Raw genomic sequence first — 12,013 nt, forward strand, 5'->3', positions numbered from 1 at the left:
ATCCGTGCTACGCAGGAGGCATGGCCGAGCATCAGCACGACACGCCGCGCGACACCTCGAACCTCACGCCGCGCGACACCTCGAACCTCACGCCGCACGACACCTCACTCGCAACCCCGCCCGACGCCTCGTACAGACCGCCCAGGACGACCGGAACCCATGGCGGCATCACCGACGTGGCCGGGATCCGCGTCGGTCACGCGCGCGTGGCCGGGCCTCGGGCCCTGTCCGGGACGACGGTGGTCCTGGCCCCGGAGGGCGGGGCGGTCGCCGCGGTCGACGTACGGGGCGGCGGGCCCGGTACGCGGGAGACGGACGCACTGGACCCGCGCAACCTGGTGCAGCGCGTCGAGGCGGTCGTCCTGACCGGAGGCAGCGCGTACGGGCTGGACTCGGCAGGCGGGGTGATGTCCTGGCTGGAGGAGCAGGGGCGCGGCGTGCGGGTGGGACCCGATCCGGCACATGTGGTGCCGGTCGTGCCCGCCGCCTGCGTCTTCGACCTCGGCCGCGGCGGCGATTTCTCCGCCCGGCCGGACGCCACGACGGGCCGGGCGGCGGTGGAGGCCGCCGCGGCGAGCGGGCTTCACGCGCGCGTGGAGACGGGCGCGGTGGGTGCGGGCACGGGAGCCGTCGTCGGCGGCCTCAAGGGCGGAGTGGGGACGGCGAGCACCGTCCTGGAGTCGGGGATCACGGTCGGCGCGCTGGTGGTGGTCAACGCGGTCGGTTCGGCGGTCGATCCGGAGACGGGCGTGCCGTACGGCGGTTACTTCAGTGGATTCGACGGCCTCGACGACCGCGGCGGATCCGGCGACGTCCATGGCCCCGTCCGCTTCGCGTTTCCCGATCCGGCCGTGCACGCGGCGGCGATGCGGCGTCTCGCCGAGGCGCGGGCGAAGCTCGCGCCCCCGCCTCTGAACACCACCCTCGCGGTGGTGGCGACGGACGCGGTGCTGACCCGCGCGCAGGCGCACAAGCTCGCAGGGACGGCGCACGACGGCATCGCGCGCGCCGTCCGTCCCGTGCATCTCCTGAACGACGGCGACACCGTCTTCGCCCTCGCGACGGGGGCGCGCGAACTGCCTTCCGCGCCCGGTCCGCTCGCCCTCAACGAGATCCTCGCGGCGGGTGCGGACACCATCACCCAAGCCATCGTCCAGGCCGTTCTCGCGCCCGCCAACGGCGTGTCGGGGCCCGGCGGCGACTTCCCCTCCTACCGCGAGCTGTACGGCGACACGCGCAACGGCTAGCCCTGTCCACCGACTGCCGGTATACCGAGGGAAGTTGAAAAATACTCAAAGGGGCGCGGGAACTCGGTGTGCGCCCCCGTTCGTTTTCCCGAACGCCGGACACGATGTCAGACCCAGGGACTACGTTTAGCAAGCAGCAAGTGACATGCGGCGACGGCCTGGAGACCCCCTTGAACGATCCGCAGGATCAGTCTCACGATCCGTACGAGACCACCGAGACCCACCTTGAGCGACTTCTCGGCCGGGCGCTCAACTCCTTCGACCTGCCCGATTCCACGATCGAGCGGCTGGAGTCGGCCCTCGCCCACTCCACGGCGCTGTACTCCTCGCACCACAGCGCGTCGCTGCACCGCACCACCTACCGCCATACGTACCTGCTGCCGGACGGCACCGCGCCGAGCCTCTGGGAGCTGGTCCACAACTCCGGCCGGGACGGCACCGAGCAGCACGAGCTGTACCTGGAGGAGGCCGAGGCGCGGCTCGCCGCCTCCCGGCTGCCCTCCGGACCCTCGCTGGACTGGACCGTGGAGCGGTCGGACGGCACGACCTCCGAGGAGGACGACGACCTGGAGGTGCTGAGCGCCCTCCTCGCCCGCCCGATACCGACCCAGCCGCGGATGTACGTGCCGGACAACTCGGCGGACCACGCACGCCGGGTGCTGCGCCGCGCGGAGAACGCGGACCGGCCCGGCGAGGCCACCGCCCGGCGGCTGCGGCTCGCGTTCGCACACCACATCACCCAGGCCTTCGGACGGCACTGCCCCGTGGAGGGCGGCCGGGACGCCGGCTTCACCCTCTACGAGCACCAGTTCCTGCTCCTGGACGGCAGCGAGCTGAGCCTCTGGGAGGTCGAGCACACAGCGACGCCCGACGGCCGTCACATGTGCGAGGTGTACGAGGAGGAGCGCGCCGCCCGCGAGGCGATGGAGTCCCGCGCGCGCGTGCGCTGACGGACAGCGCTGCGCCTGCCCCGCCTCGCCATGGCTGCCCCACCCTGACCGGGCCATGCCTTGCCCGGCCTGGCCTGGCGGGGCTTTTCCGGGCCATGCCTGGCCTGGCCTGGCGGGGCTTTGTCTGACCTGGTCCGCCCTGGCGGGGCCTGGCCCGCCCTGGCCTGGCCTGGTCTGCCTCCGGCTCTATCTCTCCTCCTCCCCGGTCCTTTCGCCCGCGACCTCGGCCGTACGCCCGGTCTTGCGCACCAGCAGCGCGACCGTCACTCCCGTGAGCCGTTCGGTGCCGGTCGCCGTGTAGTGGGCCCGCAGGGCGCGGGCCTGGGCCGACGGGAGGGCCTGCAACGGGTCCGCTTCGCCTGCCGGGACGACCAGCCAGATGCGCGGCTCGTCGCGCAGGCAGCGCGCCGGGACCGGGCACTCCGACGCCCACAGATCGGCGCGGTCGGCCGCCGAGCGGGCCAGGAAGACGTCCCGCGGGCGCAGTCCGTCCGGCAGATAGTGCCGTACGCCGGCGTCCAGGAGTCGCCAGTAGTCGTCGCCGCGGTCGTAGACCACGGCGTCCCCGGGACGGTGGTACTTCTCGATGGCGGCTGCGGCGCCCCGGTAGTCCACGCCGTGCCAGAAGTGCGCGTACGGTTCGCGCAGCGCCCGCTGCTCGGGCAGCGTGAGCAGGGCGAGCCCGGCCAGGAGCACGGCGAGGACGGCCCGGGGACGTACGGTCCGCAGCGCGGCCCCGGCCAGGACGGCCCAGGCGGGCAGCGTGAACAGCAGATAGCGGAAGTAGAAGTACGAGACGTCTCCGTGCGAGACCGCCCACAGGATCAGCGGAGGCGCCACGGCGGAGGCGGTCATCGCCGACAGCCAGGCCCGGTCGGCGCCGGCACCCGCACTCGGGCTTGAACCGAAGCCGGACCCGAAACCGGACCAGAGGCCGGAGCCGGGACCGGAACCGGGACCGGAACCGGACCGGAAGCCGGAGCCGGGACCGGAACCGGAATCGGAATCGGAATCGGAATCGGACCTGGCGTCACCGCCGTCCGCGTCCGCACCCACGCCCGCACCCGCACCCGCACCGGCCGTGCGGCTCGCCCGCCCCTGACGCCCCGTCCAGGCCAGCGCGGCCAGGGCCATGACCGCGCCCCCGGTCAGCGCGGAGCCGAACAGCTGCGGCCAGAACGCGGCCAGGCCCCACAGGTCGGGACTCGGGATCCACGAGATCTGACGCCCCGCCTGTGAACGGCCCAGGGCCAGGACCGGTGCCGCCGCGGCTGTGCCGGTGAGGACCGCGGCACCGAAGTACAGGAGCACCGGACAGCCCTTGACGCCCTTGACGCCCTTGACGCCCTTGATGCCTTTGATGCCTTTGGCCGCGACCGCGGCCGCCACCACGTGCCCGGCCAGGGCGGTCAGCGCCACGAGGTGCAGCAGTCCGACCGCTGATACGGCCAGGGCGTAGGCGACCCAGCGCCCTTTGCTGTCGGGCCGGTCCAGGGCCCGCAGCAGGAGCAGCGTGGCGAGGGCGACGGCGAGGACGACGAGGGCGTACGGCCTGGCCTCCTGTGCGTAGCGCGACACCACCGGGGTCAGGGCGAACAGCAGGCCCGCGACGCGGCCGGCCCGCGGCCCGGCCAGTCGCGCTCCGATCAGTGCCGTACAGACCGCCGCTCCGGCCGCCGCCAGCACGGAGGGCAGTCGCAGGGCGAGGTCGGAGTCGCCGAAGAGGGTGGTCCAGGTGTGCAGGAGGAGGTAGTACGCGGCGAGGACGGCGTCGACGTTCTGAAGCGTCTCGAGCAGTCGGCCGGTCGAACGGGTCGCCATGTCCCAGCTGTTGAGCTCGTCCTCCCACAGCTGCGGGCCACCCGCCCCGTAGAGGCCGAGGACGAAGGCGAGCAGGCCCGGCCACAGCCATGTGCCGGCCGGCAGTCGGCGGTGGCTCGCCCGGGCGGCGGTCGACCGCGCCGCTCCGGCGTCGGCGCCAAAGCCGACCGCGGAGCGGCGGCGGACCGCAGGATGCCCGGCGGGGGCTGCAGGATCGGCGGGAGCGAGGCCGGCCGGGTCGGTCGGATCGGTGGGAGCGGCCGAGTCGCGGAGGCCGGCCGGGTCGGCCGTGGGGCCGGGGCGGGCCGGGTCAGGGCCGTTACCCCTTACGGAGGCGGGAGTTCCCATCAGCGCCTCCTCACGCAGACGTGACGGACACGGAAGCGGATACGGAAGCGGACACGGAAGCGGAAGCGGAAGCGGAAGCGTCGGCGGGCGCAGGGGCCGAAACCGGAGCTGCTGCCGGGGCGGCGGGCCGGGCCACTGCGGGCGCAGGGGTGGGATCTCGGGTCGTCGCGGGCGCGGCGGGCGCGGTGAGTTTCGCGACGGCGAACTCGCGGTTGGCGCGCGTCCGGTCGCGGTACGGCGCGGGCAGGTCGGGGAGGGCGAGCAGCCGGTCGCAGGCGGCGAGCGAGGCCGTGTGATCGCCCACCCAGTAGGAGGTGATCGAGTACTCGAACAGCAGCCCCCAGCGGTACACCCATGGCTGGAGGAACAGCACGTCCTCGGCGGGCTGCGGCCGGTCGAGGACGGTCGAGAGGATCGCGTGGGCGGCGTGGTGGTGTTTCCGTTTCCGCAGCCGTGCGGCCAGTTCGTAACAGGCCTCCAGCCGCTGCGGACGGGATTCCCAGGCTCGTACGAGGGTGTCCTGGGCGGTGGGCCAGTCACCGGCCTCCGCGGCGAGGATCCCGGCCTGGAGCAGGGAGTAGTAGACCTCCTCGCCCCAGCCGCCCATGGCCGCGCGCCGCTCGTAGAGGGCGGCCGCCTCCTTCGCGCGGCCGCCGGTGTCGCGCAGGGTCTGGGCGAGGTAGAAGACCGTGCGCGGGTTGGCCGGGTCGCGCTCGAGCTCGGCGCTCAGGAGGCGGGCGTCGCGCTCGAACTTGTCGTGGCGGGAGCCGCCGTCGGCGTGGTCCTCGATGACGAGGGCGTCGAGGTTCCGCTGGACGTGCTCGCGGTCCGCGGTCAGGTACTCGTGCGTCACTCCCTCGTACCGCCACGGCAGATCGGCTCTGACCAGGCGCTTGATCCGGTACTCGAGCGCGCCCCGGTGCCGCAGCATGTACGCGTCGGCGGTCAGCTCCGGCAGCGGCCCCTCCTCGCGCAGCACGTGATCGGCGTCGAGGAGGAGCAGGTAGTCGGCCCGGCCGCGGGCCCGGGCGATGTTCAGGCTCCGGTTGTGCCCGAAGTTCACCCAGGGCTCCTCCACCAGCTCGCCGGGGACGCCGGCGAGGGCTCCCCGGATCAGGTCCTGCGTGCCGTCGGTGGAGCCGGTGTCCGAGATGACCCAGGTGGTGACGAGGTGCCGGACGGAGGCGAGGCAGCGCTCGATGACCGCGGCCTCGTTCTTGACGATCATGCACAAGCAGAAGGACGGCTGCACGGCAACACCACTTCCGGTGGGCGGGGCGGGGGGCGACCGTACGCACGACCGTGGCGGGTGCGGCGGCGGCACGCCGTCCCGGCGTCCTGGGTTCGCCTTCGCGTACGCATCCATTCGGCTGGAGCGGATACGCCATGGCGCTGAGAGCGTCCGCGGACCCATCAAGACTTCGCGTGTGCGATCCGACGATCAGATAAGAAGCTCATATGCGCTTCTCTGAAGTCCCGAACATCTCGGGTACCCCGGGTATCCCGGGTACCCCGGACATCACTTGCCTCTCACGCCGGCGAGACCGCCGGCGGAGGAAGGAGCATGCATGCGTCCTGATCCCAGGGCTCGGTCCAGGTCGCCGCTCGGGCCGCTGCCGCGACGGCGCGCCTGGCTGGGCGGTGGCGCCCTCGCCTCGGTGGCGCTGGTCCTGACCGGCTTCACGCCCTCGGCCTCGGCTTGGGGGGACCCCGTCTCCGACGGCCGGTCGGGCGTCGCTGCGGCCGGCCCCATGACCGACGACAAGTGCCAGGACCGCCCGCCGCACGAGCACCAGGGGAAGCCTCCGCACGGCGACGACGGCCCGCCCCCGTGGGAGGAGCAGGGCCCGCCGCCCTGGGAGCAGGGTCCGCCGCACGGCGACGACGGCCCGCCGCCGTGGGAGGAGCAGGGCCCGCCGCCGTGGGAGCAGGGTCCGCCCCCGTGGGAGCAGGGGCCGCGTGGTCACGAGGGACCGCCGGGCGTCGGTGGGCTCCACCAGTTCCTCGACCACCAGATCGGCTCGTTGACGAGCGACCGCTATGTCCGCGCCATGGTCCCCGTGGGCGGCGACCACGAGCACGACCATTGCAAGGTGGGCCCGACCGGACCGACAGGACCGCAGGGTCCCACCGGCCCGACAGGCCCGACGGGGCCGAAGGGCGACACCGGGCCGACGGGCCCGACCGGAGCGACGGGTGCGACGGGTGCGACCGGCGCGACGGGTGCGACCGGCGCGGCCGGGGTCACGGGTCCGACCGGGCCCACCGGCGACACCGGCCCTTCCGGACCGACAGGCGACACCGGAGCGACCGGCGACACCGGACCCACCGGACCCACCGGTGACACGGGCCCCGCCGGACCCACCGGCGACACCGGACCCACCGGACCGACCGGTGACACCGGACCCACCGGGCCCACGGGTGCCACCGGCGACACCGGACCCACCGGACCCACTGGCGACACCGGACCCACCGGACCGACCGGTGACACCGGACCCACTGGCCCCACGGGTGCCACCGGCGACACCGGGCCCGCCGGACCCACCGGCGACACCGGACCCACCGGACCGACCGGTGACACCGGACCCACCGGGCCCACGGGTGCCACCGGCGACACCGGGCCCGCCGGACCCACCGGCGACACCGGACCCACCGGACCGACCGGTGACACCGGACCCACCGGGCCCACGGGTGCCACCGGCGACACCGGGCCCGCCGGACCCACCGGCGACACCGGACCCACCGGACCGACCGGGGCGACCGGAGCCACGGGCGCCACAGGTGCCACCGGAGCCACAGGTGCCACCGGAGCCACAGGTGCCACCGGCCCCTGCTCCGACATCGACGTCTACACCCCCTCGGGCACCGCCGACTTCCAGGCGGCGCTCACCGGCGGGAAGGCCTACGTCGGTAAGGCGGACACGGCCGGCGGACCGATCGTGTGGCAGGACCTGACGAACACCACCGATCCCGACGACGACGACCCCGAGAACCCGGACTTCCCGGCGAACGCCTGCGGCATCGCCATGGAGGCCCAGGGGAACGACGCGTACGTGAAGGTGATCACGACCGCCGGGACCGTGTACCAGACGCACGGTGACGTCGAGGGCAACGCCTTCATCTGGGACGAGGGCTGGACGCAGCAGACGACGCCCACGCCCGTTCAGCTCCGTTCCATGAAGTTCAAGGGTGACCTGAGGACCGACGGACGCGTCAACCGCCACTGACCTGACGGCCGACGCCACGGCTCATCCGAAGGGAGACACGGCCGAGGGGCGGTGCGCGCTGCGAGCGCACCGCCCCTCGGGCTGTCCGGTGGAGACTCAGCTCACCAGAGCCGACTCCTTGACCGGCTCCCCCGGCTCCCCCGGCTCACCCACGCCGTCGGCGTCCGCCGGCTCGTCCTGGGCGCCCTCGACGTGCTGCTTCGACTTCGCCGGCAGCGCGAACATCACCAGGAAGATGCCGGCGAGGACCACGACCGCCCAGCCCAGCGAGTTCCGGAAGGCGTTGGTGAACGCCTCGCCCGTCTCCGCCGGGAACGCCGCGAGCCGCTTCTCGTCGATCGTCCCGAAGAACACCACCGACACCAGGCCGAGGCCCAGCGCGTTGCCCATCTGGCCGGTCGTGTTGATCAGACCCGAGGCGGACCCCGCGTGCTCGCGCGGCACCTCCGAGAGCACCGCGTCCGTCAGCGGCGCCACGATCAGGCCCATGCCCAGGCCCATCACCACCAGCGGCGCGATCATCTGCCACGGCGCGATCTCCATGCCGTACCGGCCCGCGAGGAAGAAGTAGAGCAGGAGGCCCGCCGCCATGGTCAGCGCGCCCGCCTGGAGGACCTTGCGTCCGAAGCGCGGCACGAGCGCCTGCACCGACAGGCCCGCGGCCGCGGAGACGGCGATGGAGAACGGCACGCCCGTCAGACCGGCCTTCAGCGCGGTCCAGCCGAGACCGATCTGCATGTAGAGCGTCCAGACCAGGAAGAAGATGCCCATCACGACGCCGAAGGTCAGCTGGACGGCGATGCCCGCGGCGAAGGACTTCACCTTGAACAGCGACAGCTCGACGAGCGGCGAGCCGTCCTTGCGCGTCTTGTACTTCTCGTACGCGACGAGCGCAGCGAACACGACGAGGCTGCCGGCCATCATCAGGTGGCCCCACAGCGGCCAGTCCAGCTCACGGCCGCGGGTCAGCGGGTAGATCAGCATCAGCATCGCGAGCGTCGCCAGGACCACGCCCACCAGGTCCAGGCGGAGGGCCTTCGGTGCCTTCGACTCGGTGATGAACTTCCGGCCCAGGATCAGGGCCGCGACGCCGACCGGCAGGTTGATCAGGAAGATCGGACGCCATTCCAGGCCCGCGATGTTCCACTGCGTGAGCAGCGCGCCGAGCAGCGGCCCGGACACCGCGCCCAGGCCCATGATCGCGCCGAACAGGCCGAAGACCTTGCCGCGCTCGTGGGCCGGGAACGTGACGTGCACGATCGACAGGACCTGCGGCACCATCATCGCGGCCGCCGCGCCCTGGAGCAGGCGGGAAGCGACCAGCATCTCCTGGTTGGCGGCGAAGCCGCACAGCGCGGACGCGACGGTGAAGCCCGCCGTGCCGAGGAGGAAGAGGCGCCTGCGGCCGTAGATGTCGCCGAGCCGGCCGCCGGTGATCAGACCGGCGGCGAACGCGAGCGCGTAACCGGCGGTGATCCACTGGATCGCACCGAACGAGGCGCCGAGGTCCCGCTCAATGCTGGGGATCGCGATGTTCACGATCGTGGCGTCGACCAGATCCATGAAGGCGGCGGTCATGACGATCGCGAGCGCGATCCAGCGTCTCTTGTCGGCGGTGTCGGCGGTCGCCGCATCCCTGACGGCGTCGTGTGAACTCATGGGATGAACGTATCGGCCATGTAGGTCAGATGATGTCCTAGATGGACCGCATCCTTGAGCACATGACGGACACCCCGGCACGACTCCTCAACCTGTTGTCACTCCTCCAGACGCCGCGCGAGTGGCCCGGCAGCGAGCTCGCCGATCGGCTCTCGGTCTCGCCGCGCACGATCCGCAGGGACATCGGCCGACTGCGCGACCTCGGCTATCCGGTCGAGGCGACCAGGGGCGCGGTGGGCGGCTACCGGCTGGTGGCCGGTACGGCCATGCCGCCGCTGCTCCTCGACGACGAAGAGGCCGTGGCCATCGCGGTCGGGCTGCGCGCGGGTGCCGGGCATGCCATCGAGGGCGTCGAGGAGGCCTCCGTACGGGCCCTGGCCAAACTGGAGCAGGTGCTGCCGTCCCGGCTGCGGCACCGGGTCTCGACCCTCCAGAACGCGACGATCCCGCTGACCCGGGGGGACGGCGCCACCGTCACGCCGCAGACGCTGACCACGCTCGCGGGCGCGGTGACGGGGCAGGAGCGGCTGCGCTTCGGCTACCGGGCGGGGAACGGCGCCGAGTCGAAGCGGCTGGTCGAGCCGTACCGGCTGGTGTCGACCGGGCGGCGCTGGTACCTCGTCGCGTACGACATGGAGCGCGAGGACTGGCGGACCTTCCGGGTCGACCGGGTCAGCGACCCGTTCCCGACGGGGGCGCGTTTCTCGCCGCGGGAGCTGCCGGCGGGGGACGCGGCGGTCTACATGTCCCGCTCCATGGCGCGGACGCTGCCGGAGATCGAGATGGACGTGAGTTTCGAGGCGCCGGCGCAGTTCGTGGCGGGGCGGCTGCCGGCCCATCTGACGCCGGTGCCGACCGGGGAGACGAGCTGCCGGCTGCGGACGCGGATCGCCGATTCCGTCGAGTGGCTGGCGGTGCGGCTGGTGCTGGTGGACGTGGCGTTCACCATCCACGGGCCGGAGTCGCTGGCGGCGTGCGCGGAGGAGCTGGGGGCGCGACTGGCGGCGGCGGTACGCCGCTGAACGCCGCACCCGGAGAGGCCTCGATGCCCGTGGGGCCGGGGCGCACGGGCCTCGGGGCCGAAGAGGGCCTCGGGGCGGAACAGGCCTCGGGCCGGACGGGCCTCGGGCCCGGCTCCCGGGCCGGGGTTCGGCGGGTTCGCCGACTGCGGCCGGGGGCGCGGGCGTAGGCGTGGGCGCGGCCGAGGGCGTCAGCGTGGGCGTGGGCGTGGGCAACGAGGGCGCGCCGCGCAGGGGTGCGGGTTCAGGCGCAGGGGCGGAACGCGCCCGCAAGGGCGCCGTCCGGCAGGCGCCCTGCCCCCAGGCGCCCCAGACCCCCGGGGCATGCGTGGGGTCCTGGGGCGCCCCAGGACCGGGGCACGCCGCCCCAGGCACCCTTGGGCCCGCGGGCGGGGCCCGGCGGCCCGGGTCGGCCGGGGCGTGGGGCTGTCAGGCGACCGCGTCGAAGCCGGTGTCCCGGGCCATCTTCTTGAGTTCGAGGAGGGCGTGCTTCTCGATCTGGCGGATGCGTTCGCGGGTCAGGCCATGTTCCTTGCCGACCTCCGTGAGGGTGCGCTCGCGGCCGTCCTCGATGCCGTAGCGCATACGGATGATCGAGGCCGTGCGGTTGTCGAGCTTGTCGATCAGGTCGTCGAGCTCCTCGCTGCGGAGGAGGGTCAGGACGGACTGCTCCGGCGAGATCGCCGAGGTGTCCTCGAGCAGGTCGCCGAACTGTGTCTCGCCCTCGTCGTCCACCGACATGTTGAGCGAGACCGGGTCGCGGGCCCAGTCGAGGACGTCCGTGACCCGCTCGGGCGTGGAGCCCAGCTCGGCGGCGACCTCGGCGGGCTCCGGCTCGCGGCCGTGCTCGCGGTTGAACTCGCGCTGCACCCGGCGGATGCGGCCCAGCTCCTCCACCAGGTGGACGGGGAGGCGGATGGTGCGGGACTGGTCGGCTATGGAGCGGGTGATGGCCTGGCGGATCCACCACGTCGCGTACGTGGAGAACTTGAAGCCCTTCGCGTAGTCGAACTTCTCGACCGCGCGCACCAGGCCCGCGTTCCCCTCCTGGATGAGGTCGAGCAACGGGAGCCCGCTGCGCGGGTAGCGCCGGGCCACGGCGACGACGAGCCGAAGGTTGGACTTGATGAACAGGTCCTTCGCACGCTCGCCCTCCGCGACCAGCGCTTCGAGCTCCTCGCGGGTCGCCTCGGTCGGACTCTCGAACTCGCCGTCGAGGATCTGCTGGGCGTACACCCCGGCCTCGATCGTCTGGGAGAGCTCGACCTCCTTGGCGGCGTCGAGCAGGGGCGTGCGCGCGATCTCGTCGAGGTACATGCCGACCAGGTCGCGGTCGGCGATCTCCCCGCCCACGGCGCGAACGCTGCTTGCCCGGCTGTCTCCGCTCGCGGCGGGCGACTGACGACGGGCGACGGCACGGGTTGCCATGCGTGCTCCCTTGCTGAGTAGGTCGCGACACCCTCACGGGTGCCCTGCATCCGACGGAAACAACGACTGGAATCAGGACAGAATTCCCACCCGGCACATGGATTTTCGCGATCATGCAGTATCCTGCGCCGCCGCCGGCCGGAGGTGTGTCCGACGGGATCGACGGACCCGCAGGTCAGGAGGGGCATGGACGCCCCGCCGGCCCCGCCGACCCTGGGGCCGGGTCCGCGTGAGACCGCCGTCACACCCGGAGCAGCGACTTCCTCGGCTCCGCTCCCACCCCTCAGGACGACGTGCGTCCCTCCACGGTTGCT

8 protein-coding genes are annotated in these 12,013 nt (G+C 73.0%); 4 read left to right on the forward strand and 4 right to left on the reverse strand.

Annotation, left to right across the window (positions count from 1 at the left end; all coding sequences use genetic code 11):
- Nucleotides 1-20 precede the first annotated feature (20 nt).
- Nucleotides 21-1,247 carry a P1 family peptidase gene (locus tag ESG85_RS18210; protein ID WP_128980523.1) on the forward strand — a complete coding sequence of 409 codons (1,227 nt, stop codon included), beginning with the start codon at nucleotides 21-23 and terminating at the stop codon, nucleotides 1,245-1,247.
- 170 nt (nucleotides 1,248-1,417) lie between these two features.
- Nucleotides 1,418-2,197: a DUF6227 family protein gene (locus ESG85_RS18215; protein WP_128980525.1), complete on the forward strand. Its 780-nt coding sequence runs from the start codon at nucleotides 1,418-1,420 to the stop codon at nucleotides 2,195-2,197.
- A gap of 186 nt (nucleotides 2,198-2,383) precedes the next feature.
- Here the strand turns inward: ESG85_RS18215 and ESG85_RS18220 are convergent, their stop codons facing one another.
- Both ESG85_RS18220 and ESG85_RS18225 read right to left on the reverse strand, forming a co-directional pair.
- Nucleotides 2,384-4,366 carry a glycosyltransferase family 39 protein gene (locus ESG85_RS18220; RefSeq protein ID WP_128980527.1) on the reverse strand — a complete coding sequence of 661 codons (1,983 nt, stop codon included), beginning with the start codon at nucleotides 4,364-4,366 and terminating at the stop codon, nucleotides 2,384-2,386.
- 10 nt (nucleotides 4,367-4,376) lie between these two features.
- Nucleotides 4,377-5,594, reverse strand: coding sequence for a tetratricopeptide repeat-containing glycosyltransferase (locus tag ESG85_RS18225; protein ID WP_128980529.1), 1,218 nt, complete (start codon nucleotides 5,592-5,594; stop codon nucleotides 4,377-4,379).
- Between the two features lie 340 nt (nucleotides 5,595-5,934).
- On the opposite strand from ESG85_RS18225, the gene ESG85_RS36645 reads away from it, so the two are divergent.
- The gene (locus ESG85_RS36645; RefSeq protein ID WP_181019062.1) at nucleotides 5,935-7,593 is read left to right on the forward strand and encodes a collagen-like domain-containing protein; all 1,659 of its coding nucleotides are present in this window, start codon (nucleotides 5,935-5,937) and stop codon (nucleotides 7,591-7,593) included.
- Between the two features lie 96 nt (nucleotides 7,594-7,689).
- On the opposite strand, the gene ESG85_RS18235 is transcribed toward ESG85_RS36645, so the two are convergent.
- On the reverse strand, nucleotides 7,690-9,252 hold the full coding sequence (locus ESG85_RS18235) for an MFS transporter (RefSeq protein ID WP_128980531.1): 1,563 nt from the start codon (nucleotides 9,250-9,252) through the stop codon (nucleotides 7,690-7,692).
- A gap of 62 nt (nucleotides 9,253-9,314) precedes the next feature.
- Between ESG85_RS18235 and ESG85_RS18240 the strand changes: the two genes are divergently transcribed.
- Nucleotides 9,315-10,274, forward strand: a complete 960-nt coding sequence (locus ESG85_RS18240) for a helix-turn-helix transcriptional regulator (protein WP_128980586.1) — start codon at nucleotides 9,315-9,317, stop codon at nucleotides 10,272-10,274.
- Between the two features lie 426 nt (nucleotides 10,275-10,700).
- On the opposite strand, the gene ESG85_RS18245 is transcribed toward ESG85_RS18240, so the two are convergent.
- Nucleotides 10,701-11,699 (reverse strand): sigma-70 family RNA polymerase sigma factor, encoded by a 999-nt coding sequence (locus ESG85_RS18245; protein ID WP_128980533.1) that lies wholly within the window; start codon nucleotides 11,697-11,699, stop codon nucleotides 10,701-10,703.
- Between the last annotated feature and the right edge of the window lie 314 nt (nucleotides 11,700-12,013).

It is taken from the genome of Streptomyces roseicoloratus, from assembly GCF_004117935.1.
GTDB lineage: Bacteria > Actinomycetota > Actinomycetes > Streptomycetales > Streptomycetaceae > Streptomyces > Streptomyces roseicoloratus.

Coding starts and splice junctions, on each gene's coding strand:
- ESG85_RS18220 (WP_128980527.1), bottom strand. CDS start 4,366: ATGGGAACTCCCGCCTCCGTAAGGGGTAACGGCCCTGACCCGGCCCGC.
- ESG85_RS18235 (WP_128980531.1), bottom strand. CDS start 9,252: ATGAGTTCACACGACGCCGTCAGGGATGCGGCGACCGCCGACACCGCC.
- ESG85_RS18210 (WP_128980523.1), top strand. CDS start 21: ATGGCCGAGCATCAGCACGACACGCCGCGCGACACCTCGAACCTCACG.
- ESG85_RS18240 (WP_128980586.1), top strand. CDS start 9,315: ATGACGGACACCCCGGCACGACTCCTCAACCTGTTGTCACTCCTCCAG.
- ESG85_RS36645 (WP_181019062.1), top strand. CDS start 5,935: ATGCGTCCTGATCCCAGGGCTCGGTCCAGGTCGCCGCTCGGGCCGCTG.
- ESG85_RS18245 (WP_128980533.1), bottom strand. CDS start 11,699: ATGGCAACCCGTGCCGTCGCCCGTCGTCAGTCGCCCGCCGCGAGCGGA.
- ESG85_RS18225 (WP_128980529.1), bottom strand. CDS start 5,594: ATGATCGTCAAGAACGAGGCCGCGGTCATCGAGCGCTGCCTCGCCTCC.